This window comes from Alteribacter salitolerans, from assembly GCF_016901055.1.
In the GTDB taxonomy this organism is placed as follows: Bacteria; Bacillota; Bacilli; order Bacillales; family Salisediminibacteriaceae; genus Alteribacter; species Alteribacter keqinensis.
Window position 1 is genome coordinate 161,576 of the sequence record NZ_JAFEUX010000007.1, and the last position, 22,387, is coordinate 183,962.

23 protein-coding genes and 2 riboswitches are annotated in these 22,387 nt (G+C 44.3%); of the genes, 21 read left to right on the forward strand and 2 right to left on the reverse strand.

Annotation, left to right across the window (positions count from 1 at the left end):
• The first annotated feature begins 77 nt into the window (after positions 1 to 77).
• Positions 78 to 182: riboswitch (SAM riboswitch) on the forward strand.
• A gap of 124 nt (positions 183 to 306) precedes the next feature.
• The 9 genes from JSY36_RS14585 to JSY36_RS14625 are packed head-to-tail and all read left to right on the forward strand — an operon-like array spanning position 307 to position 8,003.
• A complete protein-coding gene (locus JSY36_RS14585; protein WP_272873300.1) occupies positions 307 to 1,377 on the forward strand; it encodes an inorganic phosphate transporter in 1,071 nt (356 codons plus the stop codon).
• A gap of 19 nt (positions 1,378 to 1,396) precedes the next feature.
• Positions 1,397 to 2,137 carry a phosphoadenylyl-sulfate reductase gene (locus tag JSY36_RS14590; RefSeq protein ID WP_205166926.1) on the forward strand — a complete coding sequence of 247 codons (741 nt, stop codon included), beginning with the start codon at positions 1,397 to 1,399 and terminating at the stop codon, positions 2,135 to 2,137.
• A 6-nt stretch (positions 2,138 to 2,143) separates the two neighbouring features.
• Positions 2,144 to 3,283 (forward strand): sulfate adenylyltransferase, encoded by a 1,140-nt coding sequence (sat, locus tag JSY36_RS14595; protein ID WP_205166927.1) that lies wholly within the window; start codon positions 2,144 to 2,146, stop codon positions 3,281 to 3,283.
• Positions 3,280 to 3,897 (forward strand): adenylyl-sulfate kinase, encoded by a 618-nt coding sequence (gene cysC / locus JSY36_RS14600; RefSeq protein WP_122898869.1) that lies wholly within the window; start codon positions 3,280 to 3,282, stop codon positions 3,895 to 3,897. The genes sat and cysC overlap by 4 nt, the downstream gene beginning before the upstream one ends.
• 26 nt (positions 3,898 to 3,923) lie before the next feature.
• Entirely contained in the window at positions 3,924 to 5,540 is a 1,617-nt protein-coding gene (locus tag JSY36_RS14605; RefSeq protein ID WP_205166928.1) for a nitrite/sulfite reductase, read from the forward strand.
• A gap of 20 nt (positions 5,541 to 5,560) precedes the next feature.
• Complete coding sequence (locus tag JSY36_RS14610; protein ID WP_205166929.1) at positions 5,561 to 5,770, forward strand: DUF3906 family protein; 210 nt, start codon at positions 5,561 to 5,563, stop codon at positions 5,768 to 5,770.
• Between the two features lie 18 nt (positions 5,771 to 5,788).
• Positions 5,789 to 6,586, forward strand: coding sequence for a uroporphyrinogen-III C-methyltransferase (gene cobA, locus JSY36_RS14615; protein ID WP_205166930.1), 798 nt, complete (start codon positions 5,789 to 5,791; stop codon positions 6,584 to 6,586).
• On the forward strand, positions 6,579 to 7,388 hold the full coding sequence (locus tag JSY36_RS14620) for a sirohydrochlorin chelatase (RefSeq protein WP_205166931.1): 810 nt from the start codon (positions 6,579 to 6,581) through the stop codon (positions 7,386 to 7,388). The genes cobA and JSY36_RS14620 overlap by 8 nt, the downstream gene beginning before the upstream one ends.
• A gap of 24 nt (positions 7,389 to 7,412) precedes the next feature.
• The gene (locus JSY36_RS14625) at positions 7,413 to 8,003 is read left to right on the forward strand and encodes a precorrin-2 dehydrogenase/sirohydrochlorin ferrochelatase family protein (RefSeq protein WP_205166932.1); all 591 of its coding nucleotides are present in this window, start codon (positions 7,413 to 7,415) and stop codon (positions 8,001 to 8,003) included.
• A gap of 290 nt (positions 8,004 to 8,293) precedes the next feature.
• Here the strand turns inward: JSY36_RS14625 and JSY36_RS14630 are convergent, their stop codons facing one another.
• Both JSY36_RS14630 and JSY36_RS14635 read right to left on the reverse strand, forming a co-directional pair.
• On the reverse strand, positions 8,294 to 8,650 hold the full coding sequence (locus tag JSY36_RS14630; RefSeq protein ID WP_205166933.1) for a spore coat protein: 357 nt from the start codon (positions 8,648 to 8,650) through the stop codon (positions 8,294 to 8,296).
• A gap of 17 nt (positions 8,651 to 8,667) precedes the next feature.
• Positions 8,668 to 8,931 carry a hypothetical protein gene (locus tag JSY36_RS14635; RefSeq protein WP_122898854.1) on the reverse strand — a complete coding sequence of 88 codons (264 nt, stop codon included), beginning with the start codon at positions 8,929 to 8,931 and terminating at the stop codon, positions 8,668 to 8,670.
• 290 nt (positions 8,932 to 9,221) lie between these two features.
• Between JSY36_RS14635 and JSY36_RS14640 the strand changes: the two genes are divergently transcribed.
• From JSY36_RS14640 to JSY36_RS14695, 12 genes are all read left to right on the forward strand, one after another.
• A complete protein-coding gene (locus JSY36_RS14640; protein ID WP_205166934.1) occupies positions 9,222 to 11,612 on the forward strand; it encodes a 3-hydroxyacyl-CoA dehydrogenase/enoyl-CoA hydratase family protein in 2,391 nt (796 codons plus the stop codon).
• Positions 11,613 to 11,638: 26 nt separating this feature from the next.
• Positions 11,639 to 12,817 carry an acetyl-CoA C-acetyltransferase gene (locus tag JSY36_RS14645; RefSeq protein ID WP_205166935.1) on the forward strand — a complete coding sequence of 393 codons (1,179 nt, stop codon included), beginning with the start codon at positions 11,639 to 11,641 and terminating at the stop codon, positions 12,815 to 12,817.
• 224 nt (positions 12,818 to 13,041) lie between these two features.
• Entirely contained in the window at positions 13,042 to 14,823 is a 1,782-nt protein-coding gene (locus JSY36_RS14650; RefSeq protein ID WP_205166936.1) for an acyl-CoA dehydrogenase family protein, read from the forward strand.
• 230 nt (positions 14,824 to 15,053) lie between these two features.
• A complete protein-coding gene (locus JSY36_RS14655; protein WP_205166937.1) occupies positions 15,054 to 15,221 on the forward strand; it encodes a hypothetical protein in 168 nt (55 codons plus the stop codon).
• Positions 15,222 to 15,338: 117 nt separating this feature from the next.
• A complete protein-coding gene (locus JSY36_RS14660; RefSeq protein ID WP_122898844.1) occupies positions 15,339 to 15,701 on the forward strand; it encodes an arsenate reductase family protein in 363 nt (120 codons plus the stop codon).
• A 125-nt stretch (positions 15,702 to 15,826) separates the two neighbouring features.
• Complete coding sequence (gene gcvH, locus JSY36_RS14665; protein ID WP_122898842.1) at positions 15,827 to 16,210, forward strand: glycine cleavage system protein GcvH; 384 nt, start codon at positions 15,827 to 15,829, stop codon at positions 16,208 to 16,210.
• 649 nt (positions 16,211 to 16,859) lie between these two features.
• Positions 16,860 to 17,177: a DUF2553 family protein gene (locus JSY36_RS14670; RefSeq protein ID WP_205166938.1), complete on the forward strand. Its 318-nt coding sequence runs from the start codon at positions 16,860 to 16,862 to the stop codon at positions 17,175 to 17,177.
• A 438-nt stretch (positions 17,178 to 17,615) separates the two neighbouring features.
• Positions 17,616 to 18,890, forward strand: coding sequence for an MFS transporter (locus tag JSY36_RS14675; protein ID WP_249414114.1), 1,275 nt, complete (start codon positions 17,616 to 17,618; stop codon positions 18,888 to 18,890).
• 58 nt (positions 18,891 to 18,948) lie between these two features.
• Complete coding sequence (locus tag JSY36_RS14680) at positions 18,949 to 19,296, forward strand: hypothetical protein (RefSeq protein ID WP_205166939.1); 348 nt, start codon at positions 18,949 to 18,951, stop codon at positions 19,294 to 19,296.
• A gap of 69 nt (positions 19,297 to 19,365) precedes the next feature.
• A riboswitch (SAM riboswitch) is annotated at positions 19,366 to 19,480 on the forward strand.
• A gap of 145 nt (positions 19,481 to 19,625) precedes the next feature.
• Complete coding sequence (locus tag JSY36_RS14685) at positions 19,626 to 20,651, forward strand: methionine ABC transporter ATP-binding protein (RefSeq protein ID WP_205166940.1); 1,026 nt, start codon at positions 19,626 to 19,628, stop codon at positions 20,649 to 20,651.
• Positions 20,644 to 21,312 (forward strand): methionine ABC transporter permease, encoded by a 669-nt coding sequence (locus JSY36_RS14690; protein ID WP_122898834.1) that lies wholly within the window; start codon positions 20,644 to 20,646, stop codon positions 21,310 to 21,312. The genes JSY36_RS14685 and JSY36_RS14690 overlap by 8 nt, the downstream gene beginning before the upstream one ends.
• A 25-nt stretch (positions 21,313 to 21,337) precedes the next feature.
• Positions 21,338 to 22,156, forward strand: a complete 819-nt coding sequence (locus JSY36_RS14695; protein ID WP_205166941.1) for a MetQ/NlpA family ABC transporter substrate-binding protein — start codon at positions 21,338 to 21,340, stop codon at positions 22,154 to 22,156.
• Positions 22,157 to 22,387 lie beyond the last annotated feature (231 nt).

Sequence of the window (22,387 nt, forward strand, 5' to 3'; positions counted from 1 at the left end):
TTTAAAAATCCTGTTGACCGGTACGTTCATTTACACTACACTCTAATTATTCAAAAAAATTAAATAATGATTCACGACTCTTATCAAGAGAGGACGAGGGAAATGGCCCAATGACTCCTCAGCAACCATTGATTTCGATCAAAAGGTGCTACTTCCATCCGTATTCATTTGAGAGATGAGAGAGAGGCAAATGAGTGTTTACTTAAAAGCCGACCTCTTTTTCTTAAAAAGAGGTTTTTTTTGTACTTTTAAACCAAGTAAACCTATATGAATTAACGTGCATTTGGTGTTCGAGGAGGTGTCACGATGAATTTGTCCTATTTTGCGATCATTGCAGCTTTGTTTTTTGCCATGAATATCGGTGCAAGCGGGGCGGCAGCTACGATGGGTCCGGCTTACGGGAGTGGAGCATTAAAGGTAAGGAGGGCCGCATTGTTCCTTGCCGGAATAGGGGCTTTCCTCGGAGCGGTCATCGGTGGAGGAGAAGTTGTAAAAACAGTAGGTGAAGGTATTATCCCCCAGGCCATCTTTTCAATTGAAGTGGCGATAATCATTTTGCTGGCTTCTTGTCTGACTCTTTTTTTGGCAAACGTCATTGGAATTCCTCTCTCCACCAGTGAAGTCACGATCGGTGCTGTGGTGGGAGTAGGGATTGCGTTTCAGGCTCTTTACGTAACAAACGTTCTTTACATTGTTTCATTCTGGATCCTTGTTCCTTTTACTGCTTTTGTTCTCTGCTTTGTTTTCGGGAAGATAATATCTTTTGCAGAGAACAAATGGCCGCAGCTAAAAGGCAAAGGCAGGTGGAGGAAAGGACTTGCCATTATATTAGTGTTTACCGGGTTTATTGAGGCGTTTTCAGCAGGAATGAACAATGTTGCCAATGCTGTAGGTCCGCTGGTTGGTGCAGGTGTCCTGGACAGCTCATCAGCCATTTGGGCCGGAGGTGCTTTCGTAGCGTTGGGAGCGGTTCTTCTTGGAGGCAAAGTGCTTGAGACGAACGGTAAAAAAATTACTTCTTTTTCACTTCTGCAAGGGACAGCAGTATCGGGAACCGGCGGCGGGCTGGTCATTATCGCTTCTGTTTTCGGAATCCCGGTTCCTTTAACCCAGGCAACCACCTCGGGGATCATCGGCATCGGCTGTGCAGAGAATGGGTTTCAACTATGGCAAAAGGATGTGATAAAAAAGATTATTAAAGTATGGATTGTGTCACCTGTTCTCTCTCTTGTCATGTCATATAGTTTCATTCATGCATTTCTTCACCCTAATCCATACAGTGTAGTGATGATTACGGCGGTTATTGTTGCTACTTTTGGGACCATCAGCTTGTACCGGTCAGTGAAAATAGACAATCAAGTCTCTGCAAAAAACTGAATTAAAAGGAGTTGAAAGCATGGGGAGCGGTCACCAGACAGATTATAATACGTTCACCAAAGAAGACTATCGGTTTTTTAATCAACGCCTCCATTACTTGGAGGCACAGGAAGTAATAGGCTGGGCCTACGAATTTTTTGGCGGCAAACTCGTCTATGCATGCAGTTTCGGTGCAGAAGGCATTGTATTGGTTGATATGATCAGCCGGGTGAAAAAGGATGCTCGTATTGTTTTTCTTGATACTCATGTTCATTTCCAGGAGACGTATGAAGTTATTGAGCGGGTCAGGCAAAAATACCCCTTTCTTCACATTCAGATGGTTCAACCTGAGTTAACTCTGGAAGAACAAAAGGAGAGATACGGTGAGAACCTTTGGGAAACTAAGCCGGACTTATGCTGCCACCTGAGAAAGAACCTGCCATTGGAAAAGGCATTGGATGGGAGTACAGCGTGGTTGTCCGGCTTACGCAGAGAGCAATCCCCGACCCGGGCGAACACAGAGTTTATTAATAAAGATGATAAGTTCGAACTCATTAAGGTCTGTCCTCTTATTCATTGGACGTGGGAGGATGTCTGGGAATATATTCACCAGCATAATCTCCCTTACAATGCATTACACGATCAGGATTACCCAAGTATTGGCTGTCAGCCGTGTACGTTCCCGGTTAAAGAAGGAGAAGATCATCGTGCAGGCAGGTGGTTTGGCAGTCAAAAAACAGAATGCGGCCTCCATTCGAGACCGATTACTAAAAAGGAGTGACTCACAATGACAGAAAGTATTCCCCACGGCGGAATTCTCGTTAACCGTATTGATGAAAGGTATGATTACCATTCGATTGAACCTTTCGTTGAATTAGATCAAACGGGGTTATCAGATCTGGAACTAATTGCGAATGGCGCTTACAGTCCTTTAACAGGATTTCTTGGAAAAAAAGATTATGAAAATGTCGTTAACAATCTAAGATTATCCACCGGAGAAATCTGGAGTATCCCCATTACCCTGCCGGTAACGAGAGAACAGGAAAAAAGGATAAAGGTTGGTGAAGTCATACGCCTGACTTATGAGGGTGAAACTTACGGAGTGATGGAGTTAACTGAGATTTATATCCCGGATCAGACGATTGAAGCATTGAATGTTTACAGGACAAACGATGCACAGCATCCCGGAGTGAAAAATGTCTTTAAAAGAGGAGACAGGTATCTGGCCGGCCCTGTTACCTTAGTGAAGAAGCATAAGAAAGAGCAATTTACCGATTATTATCTGGACCCGTCTAAAACCCGAGAGCGGTTTCAGGAACTGGGGTGGAATACCGTTGTTGGCTTTCAGACAAGAAATCCTGTCCACCGTGCCCATGAGTACATTCAAAAATCAGCACTGGAAACGGTGGACGGACTTTTCCTGAACCCACTTGTAGGGGAAACCAAATCGGATGATATTCCGGCTGATGTCAGGATGGAGAGCTATCACGTTTTGTTGGAACATTATTATCCAAAAAACCGAGTATTCCTGGCGGTTTTCCCTGCTTCTATGAGGTATGCAGGCCCAAGAGAAGCTATCTTTCACGCTTTAGTTCGTAAAAATTACGGGTGCACCCATTTTATTGTGGGAAGAGATCACGCAGGGGTTGGTGATTATTACGGGACGTATGATGCACAGGAGATTTTTCATCAGTTTACAGCTGAAGAGCTGGGTATTACTCCCCTGTTTTTTGAGCACAGCTTCTTTTGCAGGAAGTGCGAAAACATGGCATCTACAAAAACGTGTCCGCATGGTGAGGAAGACCGCGTTATTCTCTCAGGTACAAAAGTACGCAAATTATTACGCGATGGTAAAACGCCTCCGCCTGAATTCAGCCGGCCTGAAGTTGTCCAAGTGCTTATTGAGGGGGTGAAAGTAACGATATGAGCCAATCTTCGGCATTAAAAAACATTCAGTGGCATGAAACCTCAATCAGTAAAAAAGATCGTTCCAGAGTAAACGGGCATAAAAGCTGTGTTGTCTGGTTTACGGGGTTATCAGGATCAGGGAAGTCTACTTTGGCTGACGGGGTGCATCAAAAACTCTTTGAAATGAAAAGCAACAGTTACATCCTTGATGGCGATAATATCCGCCACGGGCTGAATAAAGATCTTGGGTTCAGTCCTGAAGATCGTCAGGAAAACATCCGGCGGATAGGTGAGGTTTCGAAATTATTTGTAGATAATGGAACGATCGTACTAACCGCTTTCGTTTCCCCTTACAAAGCCGACCGGGATATGGCCAGAAGATTAGTTGATGCTGATGAATTCATCGAAATTTACGTGAAGTGTACTTTACAGGAATGCGAAAACCGTGATCCAAAAGGACTTTATAAAAAAGCCAGAGCTGGAGAAATTCCGGAGTTTACAGGCATAAGTGCCCCATATGAAGAACCGGAAAATCCAGAACTGACCATTTCCACTGATGAACTTTCCATAGAAAATGCAGTAGAAGAAATTACGGATTATTTAAGAAAGAGGCTTTTTAGCTTTTACAGATAAAAATGAGACAGGAAGGAGCTTGTGAAATGGCTTATACGAAAGTTTGGAAAGACAATGAAAAATTAAACAAAGAGGAAAAGGCAAAACTGCAAAAGGACGGGTTGGACATTTTGGAGGATATTCCCCGTTATGCCGAAGAAGGATTTGAATCGATTCCAAAAGATCAATGGTCTCTTTTTAAATGGGCCGGCCTTTATTTACAAAAACCGAAAGAAGACGGTTACTTCATGATGAGAGTCAACATCCCCTCAGGCGTCTTAAAATATGAGCAAGCACTCGCTTTAGCCGCTATTGCGAAAGATTATGGCAGGGATGTCATCGATATTACGACGCGGCAGGCAGTTCAGTTTCATTGGCTGGAGATTGAAAACATACCTGATATTTTTAAAAGATTGAAAGCTGTCGGGTTATCGTCTGTTGGGGCATGTGGAGATATTTTGCGCACGATTGTCGGGAATCCACTGGCAGGGATCGACCCGAATGAGTTAATGGATACGAGAGAGATCGTAGATGATGTGTACTGGTACTTTCAGGGGAACCGGGATTATTCCAATCTTCCACGGAAATACAAAATATCGATTTCATCAAACATTAACAATGCCCAAAACGCCGAGATTAACTGCTTATCCTTCGTACCCGCCGTTAAAAACATTGACGGAAAAGATGTTGTCGGGTTCCATATTTATGTTGGAGGGGGCCTTTCCGCAAAACCTTACTTAGCAGAGGAACTTGACGTTTTTGTAAGACCTGAGCAAGTAAAGGATACAACAGAGGCTGTCACAACCATTTTTCGTGATTTCGGCTACCGTGATAAACGCCACCGGGCGAGGCTTAAATTTTTAATGGCAGACTGGGGACCGGATGCATTTAAAGAAAAGCTGTTAGAATACATCGAATTACCTTCAAAAGGAGAAAACCGATTTGAAGCATGGAATGCCGGTTATTTTTACGGAGTCCATCCTCAAAAGCAGGAGGGCTTAAATTACATTGGATTAAATATCCCTGTTGGACGGTTGTATTCAGATGAACTGATTGAATTGGCAGGAATTTCAAAGACGTATGGAAATGGAGAGATTCGCACATGTAACTCCCAAAATGTGGTCATCCCAAATATTAAAGACAATGATGTGGATTCCTTCCTGAGGGAGACGTTACTGGACAGGTTGAATATTGAACCTAAGAACTTTATCGGTTACTCCGTTTCATGTACAGGAATTGAATACTGCAATCTGGCCCTCGTAGAAACAAAAGAACGGATGAAGCAAATTGCAAACTACCTGGACGAAAAGCTGTCCATTGATGTTCCGGTACGTATTCATATGGTTGGTTGTCCGAATGCCTGCGGACAAAGGCAAATTGCCGATATTGGTCTGCAAGGGATAAAAATGAAAAACAAAGACAAACAGCTTGTGGAAGCTTTTGAAATCTATGTAGGCGGAAGACTTTCCGAAGATGCTCAATTTAACAAAAAGCTAAAAGGGAAAATTGAAGCCCATCATTTAAATGATGTTCTTCTGGAATTATTAAAGCATTTTAAATCAACGAAGATAGCCGGGGAAGATTTTTACGATTTTTACGAAAGAACCGGAGTCGATCCCCTTCAGGAAAAACTGACAGAAATCATCAGCGAGAAGGCATCCTGAAGCGGGAGGAGGGGATTAAGATGAAACTTTATCGGTTTGAAGCCACCATCAATAAAAAGGATCCTGTGCATATTGTCGTAGCTGCTCAAGATGAATCCACTGCTTTTGAGACTGCAGAAGTAGAACTTGAAAAAGTATACCTGAAAATGCCGGTTATCGAGGACTTGTCTCTTATAGAAACAAGAAGACTTGGAAAAAAAGCAGGCTTTGTTTTAAGAAACCAGGAATAGTGATGAGGAGGAAAAGGTGTGAACAGAGGCAAAGGGAACGTTTATTTCATTGGCGCGGGACCAGGTGATCCGAAGCTGCTGACTCTTCGCGGGGCAGAGCTGCTACAGGAAGCAGATGTTGTCGTCTATGACAGGTTAGTAAACAAAGAGTTGCTGCAACATGCCCCCAAAAAAGCAGAATTGATTTACTGTGGGAAATCCCCCCAGGCACCTTCTATTACACAGGAAGAAATTAATCAAATTCTTGTTTATCACGGTTTGCAGGGCAAAGAGGTCGTACGGTTAAAAGGGGGGGACTCCACTGTGTTTGGACGGGTCGGTGAAGAAGCTGCAGCATGTCGTGAACAAGGGCTTTCATTTGAAATTGTTCCGGGAATAACATCAGGTATTGCAGCTCCAGCCTACGCAGGGATCCCTTTGACACATCGCGAACTGAGTTCCTCATTTGCAGTTATTACCGGTCACCGCCGCAAAAATGGAAGAGAAGAAGAGATTGACTGGAAAGGCCTTGCGACCGGAGTGGATACCCTCGTCTTTTACATGGGGGTCAGACAGATTCATGTTATTCAAGAGAATCTGCTGTTACATGGGCTCGCTCACGATACTCCTGTAGCTCTGATCCGTTGGGGTACGTGTGAAACACAGGAAACAATAACAGGAGAACTGGCATCGATTGCCAAAGAAGTAGAGAGAAGGAACTTCCAGTCACCGGCGATTATTGTTGTTGGCGAGGTTGTGAAACTTCGTGAGCAGCTTGCATGGTTTGAGGATAAACTAAACACTTCTTCTTATCTGGGTGAGGCTGTTAATGTCTGACACCGGTATTTTAATTATTGTCCATGGCTCAAGTAATCCTCAATGGGTCAGAGAAGTGGAAGAAGCTGTTAAAGGAGTGAAAGGAGACCTTCCTTTAGAAGTGGGACATTTAGAGTTTTCCAAGCATGAAACGCTTGAGCATGGGATTCGAAAGTTAGAAGGAAAAGGAGTCAAGGTCATTCTTGCAGTTCCGTTATTTGTTTCTTCTGCCAGTACACATATCAGTGAAATCAAATATGTCCTTGGTCTTATTTCTGCACCTGGTGTGGAAACGGATTTGCGCCCTGTCTCTTCATCCGCCCGTTTTGTCTGGGTGGACCCTATGGACGCCCACCCTCTCATTTTAGAAATCATTATTGAACGGATCTTCTCACTCTCAGAAGGTCCGGAAGAGGAAGTTCTCCTTCTCGCAGCTCACGGGAGCGATGAGCCGGATTTTCATCAAAAGTGGGAGAAGCTACTTGAAGAAATTAAGCATCTGATCAGTCTGCGGATACCGTTCCATGACATCATACATGGCACTTTGCTTCCGGATAATCTTCGCCAAAAGGCAGAACAGGTGTCAAATAGTGGACGAACCGTCATAGTGGTGCCGTTATTTTTAAGTGAGGGGTACTTCACAAATAAAGTCATTCCTGAGAAGCTCAAAGGCCTCAGTTATAAGTGGAATGGAAAAACCTATCTTCCACATCCGCTAATCACCTCATGGATAAATGAGAAAATTAAGAACGGCATCAGTTCTGAGCGGCAAAAAAGAGTGGTGGATAAAGATCCTATTACCTTTGAAACCTGGTTTCTATAGTGAAAAAAAAGGAGGGCATGTACCTTGGGAAGTCCACTAGTTCTGAAACTTAATCAAAAACCGGTCCTCGTTATTGGAGGAGGAAGCGTAGCAGAACGAAAGACAGCCTGTTTAGTTAAGGGTGGAGCAGGTGTGACACTTATCAGCCCTGCGATAACGAAAGGGCTCGAGTCTCAATTAGACCAATTCTGCTTTTATAATAGAGCTTTAACAATAGAGGATGTTGCGCAGGAGTATTGTTCCCGTCTGGAGATAAATTGGCGTTCATTTTTTATGGTTGTTGTGGCAACAAATTCACCGGTTTTAAATGAAAAGCTGTCCGGTGCTTTACAATCATATATTTCTCTCATTAATGTAGTGGATAATCTGGCGCTGAGCACGTTTTATTTTCCGGCAGTAGTGGATCGTGGAGCGTTGAAACTAAGTGTAACGACTTCTGGTAAAAGTCCCGTTTTGGCAAAAAAAATCCGCGGCTGCCTCGAAGACATGTTTGGAATGGAATACGATGCTTATTTAGAGGAATTACATTACATTCGCTCTGAATTGAAGAAAATAGAGGCTGACCCTGTGATAAGAAAACGGATGCTGGAAGAACGAACACAGTTTCCGCTTTAGTGTTCTCAACGGCAGAGCTCTTGACCATAGTCACACCTAAAGAACGCGCTTTCCACAATGTCCATATATACAAATATTCAAAATAAAACTCTTTCAATATCAAGTAAAAACCCGCGATGGTTACCAAACCATCGCGGGTTTTTTCAGCCGAATATCGTTCTTATCGCACAGCGATACACTGTTATTGAATCAGAACCGGGGGAAAGTGGAAGTGTCTGAAACAGCACGTTACGACTGCCCTTTTAAACGTTTAAATGGCGCAGACCCCTGGTGATATTGCTTATATCGGTCTACGATACAGGGTTGTTCTGATTGTAAGGAAACTGGTTGCTGTAGCCGCTGAATTTCTGGTGTGACTGATCCAGTGTCTGCTGCGGCACGGCATCAAAAGAGTACCAGCCTTTTTCAAACATCATATTAAACAGGTTGCGCTGACAGTCCTGGGTTTCGTTGAAGATGGACTGAACATCTTTATAAAGACCTTCGTGACTCGCTTCGTTCAATGCTGTGCAGTACGAGCCTGTCATATATTTCTCAGTTGCGAGCATATCGTTGATATAGTCCCGGTCATTCATCTGTGGAGAATCCGGAGTCTGTGTTTTCGGATTTCCAATCTTTTGTGCGTCATTGGCTTGATTTTGGTTCATGTTATTTCCCTCCTTCATTACTGAATCTGATTTGTGTTGTTAGTACCCTGCAGGTGTGTAAGTAATTTCTGATAGTGCATGTAATGCATTCTTCCCGCCTGATCCAGAGCGTCTTTGATCTGCTGGTCCTGGCACTGCTGTGAAAACTGATGTGCTTTTTTCATGGCCATCAGGTTCCATGAAAGCATGTCACTGATATAAAGATGATCTTTATTTGTGACGACTTCAGGTGGCTGGGGCATGACGCTTTGTCCTTGCTGCTGATTTGGCTGCTGTTGCATACCGATTCCTCCTTAGTGAAATACATAATCGTCATTAGTTTTGTCGGAAAGGGAAGAAGTATGCAATAATTTCCCGGGAAAAGAAGACAAGTTTCCCCAGTCATCAAAGAACCCAGCAGTGCATAAAGTAGAAATAAAGAAAATTTTCTGTCATTATGGTTGCGTAATTGGGAATTATTTTATATAGTTAAAAGTGTAAATGAGGAAAATGACGCGGAATGAAGACGCGGATATTTTTTTAGCAGAAAAATGAATGAGTATTCATTCAAAATGAAATAAGGAGGTCCTTCATGGTTGGGAGAATCGGAAAAGTAGCGGTGTTAGGCTCCGGAGTAATGGGCTCCGGCATTGCAGCACATTTGGCCAACATCGGCATACCATCACTTCTTTTGGACATTGTGCCAAGGAAACTGACGGAAGCAGAAGAGAAAAAAGGACTTACATTAGACGATAAGGTTGTTCGTAACCGCCTTGCAGCAGATGCGATCGCCAAACTTAAAAAGCAGAAACCGGCACCTCTTGCCAAAAAGTCAAATACTTCCCTTATTACCCCGGGGAATATGGAAGATGATATGGAGAAACTGGCTGAAGTTGACTGGATTATTGAGGTCGTTGTAGAAAACCTTGATATTAAAAAGAAGGTTTATGAAAATGTTGAGAAATATCGTAAACCGGGGACAATCGTAAGCTCCAACACCTCGGGTATTTCGATTGAAGCGATGGCTGATGGGCGTTCTGATGATTTTAAGGCCCACTTCCTGGGAACGCACTTCTTTAACCCGCCGCGTTACCTTAAGCTTCTAGAAGTTATTCCGACGAAAGCAACAAAACCGGAAGTCTTTGAATATATGAAAACCTTTGGAGAAGACGTACTCGGTAAAGGTGTCGTTGAAGCAAAGGATACACCAAACTTTATCGCAAACCGTATCGGAACCTACGGACTTCTTGTTACCGTTCGTGAAATGACAAAAGGCGGCTATTCCGTCGGGGAAGTGGACTCTGTAACAGGGCCTGCCATCGGACGCCCGAAAAGTGCCACATTCAGAACCTTGGATGTAGTTGGTCTTGATACATTCCTTCACGTGGCAAAGAACGTTTACGATCAAGTGGAAGGGGACGAGAAAGACGTCTTTGACCCGCCTGCCTTCATGAAAGAAATGGCTGAAAAAGGTTGGCTCGGAAGTAAATCAGGTCAAGGCTTCTTCCTGAAACAAAAAGGTGAAAAAGGAAGCGAAATCCTTGAACTTGACTACAACAAAATGGAGTATGTTGAGCGGAAAAAATTGAAAGCGCCTTCTGTTCAGCAAAGCAAGCAGGCAAAAGGAAAAGCAGCCAAATTGAAAGCGCTTGTCTATGCAGATGACCGGGCGGGCGAGCTTGTCTGGAACATTTTAAAGCCAGTTCTCCTATACTCGGCTGATAAAGCATATGAGATCGCAGATGATGTAAAAGCCATTGACGACGCCATGAAGTGGGGGTTCGGATGGGAACTTGGCCCGTTTGAAACGTGGGATGCGATCGGTGTTGAAAAAAGCGTTGAGCGTATGGAAGCTGAGGGAGACACCGTTCCTTCCTGGGTAAAAGAGATGCTTTCCTCAGGTAAGTCATCCTTCTACGGCGAAGACAACGAATTTTTCCATAACGGGGATTACGTAAAAGCGGAAATCAACCCTAAGGTAATTAACCTTAAAACACTTAAAAAAGAAGAAAGCAACATCATTATGAAGAATGCCGGTGCGTCACTAATTGACCTTGGTGACGGTATTGCAAATCTCGAGTTTACGTCTCCAAACAATTCCATCGGTCTTGATGTTATGCAGATGATTTCAAAGTCCATCGATGAAGTAGATAAAAACTACAAAGGGCTTGTGATCAGTAACCAGGGGAAAAACTTCTGTGTCGGGGCGAATTTAATGATGATTTTAATGGAAGCCCAGGACATGAACTACCCGGAAATTGACCTTGTTGTGCGTCAGTTCCAACAGACAATGGCGAAAATCCGCTATTCGGGCAAACCGGTTGTTGTTGGTACACACGGGATGACTCTTGGTGGAGGGTCCGAGATTTCCATGCCGGCCTCAAGCATTCAGGCAGCACAGGAAACGTATATGGGCCTTGTTGAAGTCGGTGTCGGTCTCATCCCCGGAGGTGGAGGAAACAAGGAGCTTTATCTTCGTCATGTAGAAAGTCTGCCGGAAGGGTCGTCAATTGATCTTCAGGCTGTTGCCAATCAGGTGTTTGAGAAGATTGCCATGGCGAAAGTCGGTACGAGTGCCCAGGAAGCGGCAGAACTCGGCTACATCCGCCCGCAGGACGGTATCAGTGTGAATGGAGATCACCTCATTCACGACGCGAAACAAAAAGCTCTTTACCTTGCAAATGCAGGCTACCAGCCACGGGAGCGGAAGAAGATTAAAGTGGTTGGGGAAACAGGATACGCAACGATGCTTCAGGGAGCAAAAGCTCTTCACTTTGGCAGCCATATCAGCGATCACGATCTGAAAATTGCAGAGAAACTTGCCTTCGTTCTTGCAGGAGGCCGTGTGCCAAAAGGAACGGAGGTCGATGAGCAGTACCTGCTTGATCTGGAAAGAGAAGCATTCCTAAGCCTTGTAGCTGAACCGAAAACGCAGCAGCGTATGCAATATATGCTCACAAAAGGAAAACCATTACGTAACTAAATGAACGCAAAAGGAGGGGACAATTTGTGAGAGAAGCCGTCATCGTTTCAGGTGCACGAACACCTGTAGGAAAAGCAAAAAGAGGAACGTTAGCCCAGGTTAGACCGGATGATTTAGGGGCTGTTACGGTAAAAGAAACGCTCAAACGAGCAGAAGGATTCGATCCTTCAAAAATTGACGATGTCATTTTTGGCTGTGCGATGCCAGAAGCGGAACAAGGAATGAACATGGCGAGAAACATTGCAGGTCTCGCAGGTCTGCCTGATACAGTTCCGGCCATTACGATCAACCGCTACTGCTCTTCAGGTCTTCAAAGTATTGCTTACGGGGCTGAAAGAATCATGCTCGGCCACTCCGGTGCCGTCCTTGCCGGCGGAGCGGAGTCCATGAGCCTGATCCCGATGGGAGGTCACGTAATTGCTTTAAACCCTGCTCTTGTAGAAAATGCACCAGAATACTACATGGGCATGGGACACACAGCGGAGGAAGTAGCAAAGCGTTTTGAAGTCAGCCGTGAAGATCAGGACGCTTTTGCAGTGGAAAGCCATAAACGGGCGGCCGCCGCGATTGAAAAGGGACATTTCGAAGACGAAATTGTACCGGTACCTGTAACATTCCGTTCCGTCAACGAGAAGCACAAACTTGTGGAAAAGGAAGTTTTATTTAAACAAGACGAGGGCGTTCGTCCTGATTCGACTGTTCAATCTCTTGCTAAACTGCGTCCCGCATTCAGCACAACCGGATCCGTTACAGCAGGAAATGCATCCCAAATGAGTGACGGAGCAGCGTCTGTACTCGTTATGGACCGTGAAATGGCTGAGGCAGACGGACTGACACCACTGGTGAAATTCCGCTCTTTCGCAGTTGCCGGAGTTGCACCTGAAATAATGGGAATCGGTCCCGTTGAAGCGATCCCGAAAGCTCTTAAACTTGCTGGTCTGGAACAGTCTGATATCGGATTGTTTGAACTGAATGAAGCCTTCGCTTCCCAGTCTCTTCAAGTGATCCGTCACTTAGGTCTTGATTATGACCGGGTGAATGTAAATGGTGGAGCCATTGCTCTTGGTCACCCGCTTGGATGTTCAGGAACAAAACTTACACTCAGTCTGATTCATGAAATGAAGCGTCGCGGCGAGCAGTTTGGTGTTGTCACCATGTGTATCGGCGGCGGAATGGGCGCAGCCGGAGTGTTTGAGCTAGTATAAACATTCTTTTTCAGATGTCTGAAGGTTATCAAAAAAGGTTAGGAAGCCAGAATGTCCGAGACTCCTGCGGTAGTAGGGGCCAGGCAAGACCCCGCATCGCACCAGCGAGAGGAGGCTTGCCAGCACCACCGCGGAAAGCGAAGACATGCAGGCTTCCGGAATCTTTTTAGTAGAACCGCTTATAAGTAGCTTAATTAAAATTAAATATAACGGGAGGTAAGAACATGGCAACAGCGGATAAAACGTTAAAAGGCGGCGGCTTCTTGCTCGAAAGCATTGAAGCAGACCGCATGTTCACACCGGAAGACTTTACTGACGAGCACGTGATGATTGCAAAAACAACGGAAGACTTCGTTGTTAATAAAGTAGTACCCGAAGTTGAGAAAATGGAAGCACACCAGTTTGACATCAATGTTCGCTTATTAAAAGAAGCAGGAGAGCTGGGTCTTCTTGGTGCCGATGTTCCAGAAGAATACGGTGGAATCGGGCTTGATAAAATCAGCTCATCTTTAATTACTGAGAAGTTTGCCCTTGCAGGATCCTTCTCCCTATCTTACGGAGCCCACGTTGGAATCGGATCTTTACCGATCGTGTTCTTCGGGTCTGAAGACCAAAAGAAAAAATACCTTCCAGACCTTGCATCAGGTGAAAAGCTTGCCGCTTATGCTCTAACTGAGCCAAGCTCCGGATCAGATGCACTTGGTGCGAAAACAACAGCGAAACTAAACGATGCCGGAACCCACTATGTACTGAATGGTGAAAAGCAGTGGATTACAAACGCTGGTTTTGCTGATGTGTTCGTTGTTTACGCAAAAATCGATGGTGACAAGTTCTCTGCTTTCATCGTTGAGCGTGAATACGATGGGGTTTCTGTAGGACCGGAAGAAAAGAAAATGGGGATTAAAGGTTCGTCAACTCGTACCCTTATCCTGGAAGATGCTCTTGTACCTAAAGAAAACTTGCTTGGTGAGATCGGCAAAGGACACGTAATTGCCTTTAACATCTTAAACGTTGGCCGTTACAAACTTGGAGTAGGATGTGTAGGCGGTGCGAAGCGTGCGATTGAAGTATCTGCCAAGTACGCAAATGAGCGTAAGCAGTTTAAGATTCCGATCTCAAAATTTACCCTCATTCAAAAGAAGCTTGCTGAAATGGCAGCTAAAACGTACGCGGCTGAGAGCTCCATCTACCGTACTGGAGGCTTGATCGATGATGCGTTCAACGCATTGAGCGAAGAAGAGCAAAAAGAAGGCAATGCCGTAGGAAAAGCAATTGCCGAGTATGCGATTGAATGTTCGTTAAACAAAATCTTCGGATCCGAAGTGTTGGATTTCGTAGTAGACGAAGCGGTTCAAATTCACGGTGGATATGGATTCATGAGTGAATATGAAGTGGAATCGATGTACCGTAACTCCCGAATCAACCGTATTTTTGAAGGAACGAACGAAATCAACCGTATGCTTGTTCCGGCAACCATCATGCGTAAAGCAATGAAAGGCGAGCTTCCTCTTCTTGAGCAAGCTGCGAACCTTCAAGAAGAGCTCATGATGATGATGCCGCAAGAAGTAGGCGACGAAGCTCTTGAGCAGGAAAAATACCTTCTTGAGAACGCTAAGAAAATCTTCATGATGGTAGCAGGAACGGCAGCTCAGAAATACGGAGAGAAGCTTCAAAAAGAACAAGAGATTCTTGCTAACATCGCGGATATCGTATCCGATATCTTCTCAATCGAATCTTGTATCCTTCGTACAGAAAAAGCGATCGGAAAAGACGGTCTTGAGAAAGCTAAGCATAAAGTCCTTCTTACTGAGGTATTCACTCAGGAAGCGATCAACCGTATTGAAGCAGTAGCAAAAGAGTCACTTGTAGCACTCGAAGAAGGTGACAGTGCCCGTACAATGCTTGCGATCCTCAAAAAGCTTACGCGTCACACCCCAGTGAACGTTGTAGCGAAAAAGCGTGAAATCGCGGCACCGATCATTGAAGCTGAACGTTACGTCCTGTAAAAAACATTTTCGGGTAAAGAATGTTTTGAACGGAAAAAAATCTGTTATCGAATTTGGGGCATTTCCCCATGCCCCGAAATTATAATAATCCTCCTTTCTAAAGGAAGGACATTCTCCTCTCTTATTGTGAAGAGCTCCTTAATATGGAGCTCTTTACTTTTATTTCTGGAAACCTCCTTTTTCATTCTGCCAATACTAAAAGGGTTAAAAGAAATAAGGAGGAAAAGACGATGAAAAGACCGAAAAATGAATTTATGTATGATGGAGATCTGCAGGGAACAGAGGAGTTTTCACAGGAGTTATCTCCTCGCAGCAGTGGTTCCGCGGACGCGATTCAGGAGGCGTGGGGACCGGCTGCAGAAAAAACCAAGTCTTATCGAAAAAAAGAGGCTGACTAAGAAGGATTCACACGAGGCAGAAGCGAAACTATGTACGGACGTCTTTTGCCTTTTAAAATTAATTAAAACCCTTCATAATAATGAGGGAAGGCACCTTTGAAAAAGGAGGGGAAAACGTTGAGTGTAACTTTTTATCAGTATCCGAAGTGCGGAACGTGCCGCAATGCAAAGAAATGGCTTGAAGAAAACAATGTTGCGTTTGAATCTGTGCATATTGTGGAAAACCCACCATCAAAAAAGCAGTTAAAAGAGCTTTACGAGATGAGTGGCCTTGAGCTGAAAAAGTTTTTTAACACGAGCGGTAAAAAATACCGTGACCTTGGTGTAAAGGACCGGATCAAAACAGATTCCGAGGATGAACTCCTTGAACTTCTGGCTTCCGACGGTATGCTGATTAAGCGCCCGATTGTCACAGACGGCAAAAAAGTCACAGTCGGTTTTAAAGAAGAGTCATATGAAGAAGCCTGGGGGCAAGGGTGAGCCTTGCTTACAGGTGGAAAAGTATACTATAGTTAAATCAGATTGTTTTACACGTGGCACAAACGTACATAATGAATGCTGTGCCGTAAAATAAGCAGCCAACTTAAACTTGGAGGGAAGCACACATGAGTTTACCAAAGGAATTTAAGTATTCAGAAGAGCACGAGTGGGTAAAAGACGAAGGAGACAAAGTTCGCATCGGTATTACTGACTTCGCACAATCGGAGCTTGGTGATATCGTATTCGTTGAGTTACCTGAAGTAGGCGACGAAGTAGAAGCTGACGAGCCATTCGGAAGCGTTGAATCTGTAAAAACGGTTTCTGAGCTTTACGCTCCTGTAAGCGGTAAGGTAGTGGAAGTAAATGAAGAACTCGACGACTCTCCTGAGTTTGTAAACGAATCTCCATACGAAAAAGCATGGATGATCGTCGTGGAACCATCTGATGCTTCAGAAAAAGACAAGCTTATGACAGCAGAGCAATACGAAGAAATGATCAGCGAAGAATAGAACAATTAAAAGGGCCATCCCATTTTATTTACGGGATGGTTTTTTCTATATGTCCACCCTGAAAATACAATTTTGTGGATATTCATGTTCTAAGCTGTGTTGAACGGAATACGCTCCCTTTTTCCGGACTGGCGCCGAGACTACTGAAAAAGTCCATTTTCTCTAAAACAGGCTCAGTGAAGCCAGGTGTTGATTTACGCTCATTGCCCTTTTCGCTGGCGGCTCGATCCTCAGCGCTTTGCACTTGCGGGGTTCTCCCCGGAACTTTCTTCTCTCGCAGGAGTGTCGTATATTCCGTTCAACTTCGCATGATACGCTGTGAAAATCAGAAGAAAAGGGTAACTCAGCATTCATGCTCCATGGTGTAAATAAATTAGCAGGGGTGTCTGTTTTCGGATAAGTGCGGTGTTGGCCAGGCAAGACCCCGCGGAGTTTTAGATTGAGGAGGCTTGCCGGCACCGCCGCGGAAATCAAAAGCAAGTAGGCTTCATTTTCTTCACTGCAAAGGAAGGGTGAATAACCAATAATTTATACGAAAATAGCCATTATATAAATTGTAATTCCTTGGCCTGATGAAAGTTCTGCTTATAAAAAAGGTTCTATAAAGCCATCCTATTTCATAAATGCCTTATGAAAGGTGGCAAAAACAATGAACCCAACCGAATCAGGTGAAAAAGAAATCCAGGTCAGCAATGTACAAAAAGATAATGCAACCTTTAACCAGGAGCGCTCCCACACGGACGTTTCCGACAGGGTAAGTGCCCAGGTCGATGATGAAGGGTACATCACCTTTTATCTGGATCAGCAGAAAGTCGGGCGAGTGAGACTGAATGATGAGAATCAGCAGTATGAATTTGCTGAAGAGTTTGCAGCAGCAGATTCTTTAAAGGCAAAGAGTGAGCCAGAGGCAGAGCGGTTAGAACAGCCTCAGTCCTACGTGGATGGCTGTGACATGGGCTGGTGCTGACGGAAATATTCATGTTAGGAAAGCACTGAGCGGCTGAGCCGCTCAGTGTTTTTATCTTTTAATGAATTGCTGCTATTTAACGGTTACATAAATTAATTCTACAGTTCTCAGTGAGCATTTAACGTTTAGCAGTGAGCATTTAACACTTAGCAACGATTATTTTACGTTTAGTAACGAGCATTTAACACATAGCCACGATTATTCAACATTTACCCTTACCGCTCCGCGTGAAGTTAAGAGCTGCCCATTGATTTTTCCTTAATGTAATAATTATTTCCCTTAATCCGAATTAATTTTCCGAAATATAGTGATTATTTTCCCCAATCCCTACATAAGGCCAAAATCAAAAAAATCTCTTCCCATAGTCACAGGTTTCCACTATGATTATATTAGTATTTAGGGACGCGAAGTATTGGTGGAGAACGGAGAGTGGCTTTTGTGGGACGATTTGTAGGAGAGTGGATGGATCAGTTTAAAGTGTACAATCGGAATGTACGCTATTTTCTGCTCGCATCGGCATTGGCTAACATAGGGATGGGGATCTTCCTCATCATTTATAACTATTACATAAGAGAGCTCGGCTTTGATGATTCAGTAAACGGCCGGGTTATTGCGATGCAGTCGATGGCAACTGCGCTCCTTCTTCTGCCGGCCGGTCTTCTCAGTGACCGTTATGGCAGGAAGAGAATCATTGTCATCGGTGCTGTGTTTGCGGCATTAAGTTTGTTTTTAAGGTCGGTTTTATCCCTGGAAGATATGCTCCTGGCTGCGGCTTTTATGACCGGGATGTTTATGTCCTTTATCCAGGTATCCTCCATTCCTCTGCTTGCTGAGAATTCTACGGAAAAACAACGGGTTCACTTGTTCAGCTTTAATTTTGCCATTATCATGCTTGCCAACGTAGTCGGAAATCTCCTCGGCGGAACCCTTAGTGATTTTCTGACTCATCTAATAGGTTTAAGCGCTCTTTGGAGCATTCGTATTACCCTTCTTGTGGGAGCGGTATTTTTCTTGGCTGCACTGCTGCCGATTTTTAAGATTAATGAAGAACGAAAGCTTTTTTCACGTAACGATCAGCAACGCTCATTCAAAAAATTGTTCACGACTCATAAACACGGGGTAAAAATCATTCTGCTTTTTGCCGTTGCCCAGATGATTATCGGGTTTGGTTCGGGTCTTGTTATTCCGTACCTGAACCTTTATTTTGTAGACCGGTTTGACATTTCCCATTCGCTGGTCGGGCTGATCCTGTCAATGGGGCAGCTCATGACGGCGGTTGCTATGATGATTGGTCCGGCTGTTGTACGAAAATACGGGGAAGTGATGGCTGTGGTCATCCTGCAGCTTGCATCGATTCCATTTCTTTTAATAACAGCATTTACTGAGAATCTGTGGTTTGCTGTATTCGGCTTTCTTTTCCGCCAGGCACTGATGAATGCAGGTAACCCGATACAGATGTCGTTAATGATGAGAAGCGTTGATGACTCAATTAAAGGGCTGGCAAACTCTGTAGGTCAGGCGGTGTTCCAGTTAGGGTGGGCAGTGATGGGTCCTGTGTCCACAACCCTTGTCATGGTATACGGAGCATATTCGGGATATGCAATTGTCTTTTCCATAACGAGTGTGCTTTACATTATCGGTACTGCATATTTCTTCTTTGTCTTCCGAAAGCCGATAGGAAATAAAATAAATCAGCAATCCATGACAGGATAACAGTCTTATCATCACGAATAGTGACAAACAGAAAGTAAAAATGAGGCGGTGTGTGTCCGTGAAAAAGCTGCTCACTTCATCGATCAAACGAATGAGGAAGACAGATAACCTGTTAGGTTTGCTGGACGAAACGATTCTCGACGTCTGTCTTATTTGCAATGAGGAAAGCTGGTTGTTATCGCTGACCGGAAATACCATCTCGATCTCACAATATGATAATGAAACAAGCCACGTAACGATTCATGGTGACCGTGAAGCCATGAAGACGTTGTTTAACGGCGATGACTTCCTTTTGAACCTGAAAAAAAGAGGCGACCTGTCAGCAACCGGACGTCTCCGGGACCTGCTGCTTCTTGAATCACTCTGGTATTTAAGCAAAGATTTAAGATTAAGAGATAACAGTTGACACGTTATTTTCCCCATGCTAATATTCAACTCAGTGCTACAGTAAAGCAATAAAACAATTTTATAGATTCTCTTATCAAGAGAGGTGGAGGGACAGGCCCGATGAAACCCGGCAACCGCTGATCCGTGTGATTGGAAGGTGCCAATTCCTACAAAGCAGGTGTTGATGCTTTGAGAGATGAGAGAGAGGTTCTTTAGATTGCAAACCTTTCTGCTCATTTTTCAGCAGAGAGGTTTTTTGTTTACTCTCATATCAGACACTGCATACTAAGAGAGCATATGAACTGGTACTCAGTTTAAGAGTCCTCTTGCTATTGGAGGTTGGAGCAGATGATTGAATTAAAACAGATTCAAAAACTATTTCAGACAAAAGACGGCCAGGTTACGGCTGTAGATAATGTCGATCTTACCATCGAAAAAGGTGAAATCTTTGGTGTGATCGGATACAGTGGCGCCGGGAAAAGCACATTGATCCGAATGTTAAACATGCTCGAGAGGCCGACTTCCGGAAACGTAACGCTCAATGACAAGGACATGGGTTCTTTGTCAAAAAATGAACTGCGTTTTGCCCGGCAGGGAATCGGAATGATTTTTCAGCATTTCAATTTGCTGTGGAGCCGGACTGTGCGGGACAATATTTCTTTTCCCCTTGAGATTGCCGGAGTACCTAAGGAAAAAAGAAAGAAGAGAGTGGAAGAGCTCATCAAGCTTGTGGGTCTCGAAGGCAGAGGCGGATCGTACCCTTCACAGCTGAGCGGCGGGCAAAAGCAGCGTGTAGGCATCGCCCGGGCACTGGCAAACAACCCGGAAGTTCTTTTGTGTGACGAAGCCACATCGGCGCTTGATCCGAAAACGACAGATTCCATTCTTGATCTTCTCGTTGATATTAATCAAAAGCTCGGTCTTACAATTGTGCTCATTACACACGAAATGCACGTTATCAGGAAGATCTGTCACCGTGTAGCTGTGATGGAAGAAGGAAAAGTGGTTGAACAGGGAAATGTCCTGGATGTGTTCAAGCAGCCGAAAGAAGAAATGACGAAAGAGTTTGTGAAGCAGGTAACAGAACCTGAAGAAACAGAGAAATCCCTTGAGCATCTCTTTGGTGAAGAGGGCATTGGTCAGGTGCTGCAGCTTACGTTTGTAGGCAATGATGTAACGAAACATCTGATCACTGATCTGATCAGAACCTACGATGTGACGATAAACATTCTTCAAGGGAAGATTTCTTCCACCCAGAATGGCGCTTACGGGTCATTGTTCGTCGGGATTGAAGGAGAAAAGAGTGAGCTGGAAAGCGTGATTGCTCACATTAAAAAGGAAAAAGTTGAAGTGGAGGTGATCCACGGTGGTTGAAGCATTATTTCCAAACGTAAACTGGCTCAGGCTGTGGGACGCTACTCTTGAGACACTGTATATGACGGTCATTTCCGTATTCTTTACCTTTATAATAGGGGTTGCTCTCGGACTGGTCCTGTTTTTAACGAGCAAAGGCAACCTGTGGGAAAACAAAGTCATAAACGGAATTACTGCAGGATTTGTCAACTTATTTCGCTCGATTCCTTTCATTATATTAATTGTTCTTCTCATTCCGGTTACGGTCGCCATTCTCGGCACGATGCTTGGACCATCAGCTGCATTGCCGGCTCTGATTTTCGGGGCTGCGCCATTTTATGCACGAATGGTGGAAATCGGCCTTCGTGAGATCGACAAAGGTGTTATTGAAGCTTCGAAAGCGATGGGGGCGAACAACCGTGAAATTATCTTTAAAGTACTGCTGCCAGAATCCATGCCGGCTTTAATGTCGGGGATAACCGTTACAGCCATTGCATTAATCAGCTACACGGCCATGGCAGGAGTGATCGGAGCCGGCGGACTCGGTGATTTTGCATACCGGGAAGGCTTTCAGCGCTACAATGACGATGTGACAATTGCGGCGACGATTGCGGTACTCATACTGGTATTTATTGTTCAGTTTATTGGCGACAGATTAACGTATGTTCTAGACAAACGATAATGAATGAAAAAGGAGATATGAAACGATGAAGAAAACAATTGCAGGACTTGGTGTCATCACATTAACAGCAGGAATTCTTACAGCATGCGGCGGAGGAGATGACGAAGATACACTTGTAGTCGGGGCAACAAACATTCCTCACTCCCAGATCCTTGAATTTGCAGAACCGCTTCTCGCTGAAGAAGGAATTAACCTTGAGGTTCAGACGTTTAACGATTATGTTACGCCAAACCGTGCACTTGCTAACGGTGAGCTTGATGCAAACTACTTCCAGCATGTCCCGTATCTTGAGGACCAGATTGCCTCCAACGATGATTATGATTTTGTAAATGCCGGCGGTATTCACATTGAGCCGATCGGTGTCTATTCCCAGGACTACAGCTCCCTGGATGAGCTTCCTGATGGTGCTGAAATTCTTATGAGTGATAACATTGCCGACCACGGCCGTATCCTCCTCATGCTTGAGGAAGAAGGGTTGATTACATTAAGTGAAGGTGCCGGAACTGATGCCACTCTTGACGATATCGAAGAAAACCCTCGAGACCTCAACTTCAGAGCCGACTTTGAGGCTGCTATTCTTCCGCAAGCCTTTAACAACGGTGAAGGTGATGCTGTATTAATTAATGGTAACTATGCTCTCGAAGCAGATCTTGATCCACATGAAGATGCAATTGCTCTGGAGTCTTCCGAGCTGGACAACCCTTATGTGAACGTCATTGCCATTCGAAGCGAAGATGAAGGCAATGAAGAGATTGAGAAGCTTGTAGAAGTTCTCCGCTCTGAAGAAGTGCGCGACTTCATCCTTGAAGAATATGATGGAGCCGTAGTACCGGCAGGTGAATAATAGTTGATATGCAAAAAACGTCTTCCCTTTTATGGGGAGGCGTTTTTTGGGATTTTACATATCAGCGGCAGGGGCAGGGTTCATGATAAATGTCTGCGGATTCATGATAAAAGGAAAGAATTCATGATAAATGACCTCACATCGATACTGGGATGAAAGTAGGAGTGTGTTTTTTTTGGCTAAGTTATCCTTTTCATTTGATTATCACAGCGCATCGTGCGGAGTTAAATG